This is a genomic window from Roseovarius sp. (genome assembly GCF_018066915.1).
GTDB lineage: Bacteria > Pseudomonadota > Alphaproteobacteria > Rhodobacterales > Rhodobacteraceae > Roseovarius.
In genome coordinates, this window is the sequence record NZ_JAGPVV010000113.1 from 1 (window position 1) to 2,932 (window position 2,932).

Genomic DNA, 2,932 nt, shown 5'->3' on the forward strand with positions numbered 1-2,932 from the left:
ACGGACTATTGAGGGCGCCTGCGGCCAGGATGACCTCGCCGTTGGTGCCGAATGATGTGCTTGCGCCATTAAGGGCACCCGCAACGCCGCACGCCCGCAGGCCATCGAATAAAACGTGATCGGCCTCGAATCCGGTTACAATCCGCAGGTTGCTGTACTTCTTGAGTTGGTCGAGAAAGGCATGGGCGGAACTGGAGCGAACGCCGCCACGGATCGTTTGCGGTGCATAGCCTACACCGTGCAACTCCGGATTGTTTAGGTCGTGAACACGCGGCACACCCATCTGGGTGCCCGCTTCAATGAATCCCTCGATCAGCGGATCTCCGCTCTCTGGAATGGAAATCTTCAGCGGTCCATCAACCCCTCGCCCGTCAGCACCGCCCGAAGCATGGTCTTCCATCTCGCGGAAAACCCGCATCATTTCGTCGCCATCCCAGCCGGTTGCTCCCGCCTCGGCCCAATCATCATAGTCGGCTTTCTGTCCGCGAAAATACATCATCCCGTTGACCGCGCTTGAACCGCCCAGAAGCCGCCCTCGCACCCAATGTTCCGGAGTGCCGCTTGCTTCATTGTCAATTTCATATTGCCACGTGCGCCGCTCGCTGCCGAGGATCTTGCCTATACCCTTGGGCATGGACACAAAGGGGTGCCGGTGACTCGGCCCTGCCTCCAGCAACAGGACCTTGCTGCGTCCGTCCTTGGCAAGCTGATAGGCCAGACCGGCACCGGCCGAACCGGCACCGACAATGATATAGTCAGGATTCTGCATTGGTCACGATCTCGCCTATCTGGATCAAAGGTGCAGGTCGCATGCGACCTGGGGCCCGGAGGCAAAGCGGATTGGCATGGTTTCCCAGCCGTTGATCGTGCCAACCGAGCGATATCGTCGCGCTTCGGTATAATCGATCTCGAATTCCGGGATTCGCTCAAAAATCTGAGTCATCATTTCCTCGAACATCATGCGCGCGAAGGACGAACCAATACAACGGTGGATGCCTGATCCGAAGGCAACATGACGATTGGATGTCCGGTGAAAATCGATCTTGTCAGGCTCCGGGAAGACCTCCGGATCGCGATTTGCAGCCGCCCAGGCCAGCAGCACACGATCTCGATGCTCCATCTCGACCCCTTTGAACCGTGTATCCTCCGAGACGTTGCGCGCCAGGCAGTGGATGGGGGTAAAATAGCGAAGAAATTCTTCGCGTGCGAACGGCAGCAGCGACCGATCCTCCATGAGTTCCCGCTTCGCTTCCGGATGGTCATGGAGGTAGGCCAGCGCATGCGCAGTGAGCGCCGTCGTGGTATCGACACCGCCGATAATGATGTTGTTCGACAAGGACAGCACTTCATCGAGCGTGACCTTGCGCCCGTTTGTCTCGTTATGCGCGAAATAGGACAACAGATTATCCTGCTCCGGCTCTTGCTGATAGCGCACGAATTCCTGTGCGCAACGCTGGAAAATCCACTCGACGCCAGCGATGACCTGCGGATATTCAGGAGCCTCTTTCGGTGTGAAGACCATGGTGTGGAGGGGATCTGCGAACTGTCTCCATTCCTTGAGTGGCAGGCCCATCAATTCCATGGTGACCATCGCCGGCACTGGTCCGGTAAAATCGTTGACGAGATCCATTTCGCCGCTCTCGATCACGCGGTTGAGCAGCGCGGTTGCAAACTGGCGCGCGTTGGCCCGGAAAGTCTCAACCGCCTTGGGCGCGAACTTGCGATTGATGAGGCCGCGCAGCGAATCCCATTCGGGTCGGTCTGCTTCCACCGGCAATCCGCGGGGGATCGGGGTGAACGGAATGGTTATCCCGCCCGTCCCCGTGCCGGTCGCCGCGTCAAATGTCTTTTCGCTGGAAAACAGCTTGGCGTCGCGCGCCACGCCGACCACAGCCTCGTAGCTGGTTGCGACCCAGTATCCGCCATGGTGGCCGGTCCAGGCGACCGGACAGCTTTCGCGCATTTGCGCGAACTCTTCTGGCCAGGCTTGCGCGTGAGCGGCCGACTCGTGGTCAAAATCTATTGGACATGCTTTAGTTCCTGCCGGGCCTTCCATGTGCCTCTCCATATTATCTGCTCAATTATTCGGTGATCGATATCGCCTGCTCCGGACAGGCTTGCATCGCCTGGCGTACCGCATCCTCGTGATCTGCCTGAACCAACTGCTGCGGCACCTGCGCGCGCCCATCGTCATCGCTGAGAGTGAATATCTCGGGTGCATAGAGCACGCACATGCCCTGTCCGACGCATTTGTTCGGATCGACGGAGACTTTCATCACGCTGCGCTCGCGGCGAAGGCGTCCAGCGATTCATGGTCGTCAATCGCCGTCAGCAATCGGTTCAGGAATACGCGTGTTGTGCGCAGCGGCTGCATGTCGGGCATCCCTTCCGCCGGGTGCAGGGTGATGGTCCAGAATGCCAAGGCCGTCATCAACTGCTGGCGCAAGCTCAGCCAGACCTGATCGGCCGGTTCGCGCGGAACGCCGCGCTCTTCCATAAGGTCGAGGTAGAGCTTCACCAAATCCTGCTCCCATGCCCTCCTGTTCTCAACGGTGAGTGCGGTCGTGATCGTATAGATCAGATCTCGTGACCAGTGCCCCACCGAGGTGATCTGCCAGTCGCTCAGGCCCATCGCCCCGGAGTCAGAATGGTACCAGTTCTTGAGATGAACATCGCCGTGGATCAGGGTTTGGGGCAACCGGTTGTGACGCTCGACCGACTCCATTGTTACACCCCATATTTCATGACGGCGTGCAAGCAGCCGTGGGGCCATGTTATCTTCGCTCTCACCGAAGGCGGCGTCGCAACAGTCGGCGAAATCTGGCGAAGCCGCCATCATGCGTGCCCACCATTTGGGCCAGGTTAGAAATGGCAGACTTTTGCTTCCCAGTTCTTCGGATTCGTAAAACCGCGAGTGCAGGTTGGCGAGCGT

Annotated in this window: 4 protein-coding genes; all 4 read right to left on the minus strand. The window is 58.8% G+C overall.

Translation table 11 applies throughout. From position 1 onward, the window contains the following. Positions 1-769, minus strand: a 769-nt coding sequence (locus KBT70_RS06170) for an FAD-dependent oxidoreductase (protein WP_296629814.1), incomplete at its 3' end; no start/stop codon positions are given. A 24-nt stretch (positions 770-793) separates the two neighbouring features. Further along, entirely contained in the window at positions 794-2,056 is a 1,263-nt protein-coding gene (locus KBT70_RS06175; protein WP_296629816.1) for a cytochrome P450, read from the minus strand. A 25-nt stretch (positions 2,057-2,081) separates the two neighbouring features. Continuing rightward, the gene (locus tag KBT70_RS06180) at positions 2,082-2,276 is read right to left on the minus strand and encodes a ferredoxin (protein WP_296629822.1); all 195 of its coding nucleotides are present in this window, start codon (positions 2,274-2,276) and stop codon (positions 2,082-2,084) included. Next, positions 2,276-2,932 (minus strand): phosphotransferase (locus KBT70_RS06185; protein ID WP_296629819.1); only part of this gene is annotated, 657 nt, incomplete at its 5' end. The genes KBT70_RS06180 and KBT70_RS06185, both read right to left, overlap by 1 nt.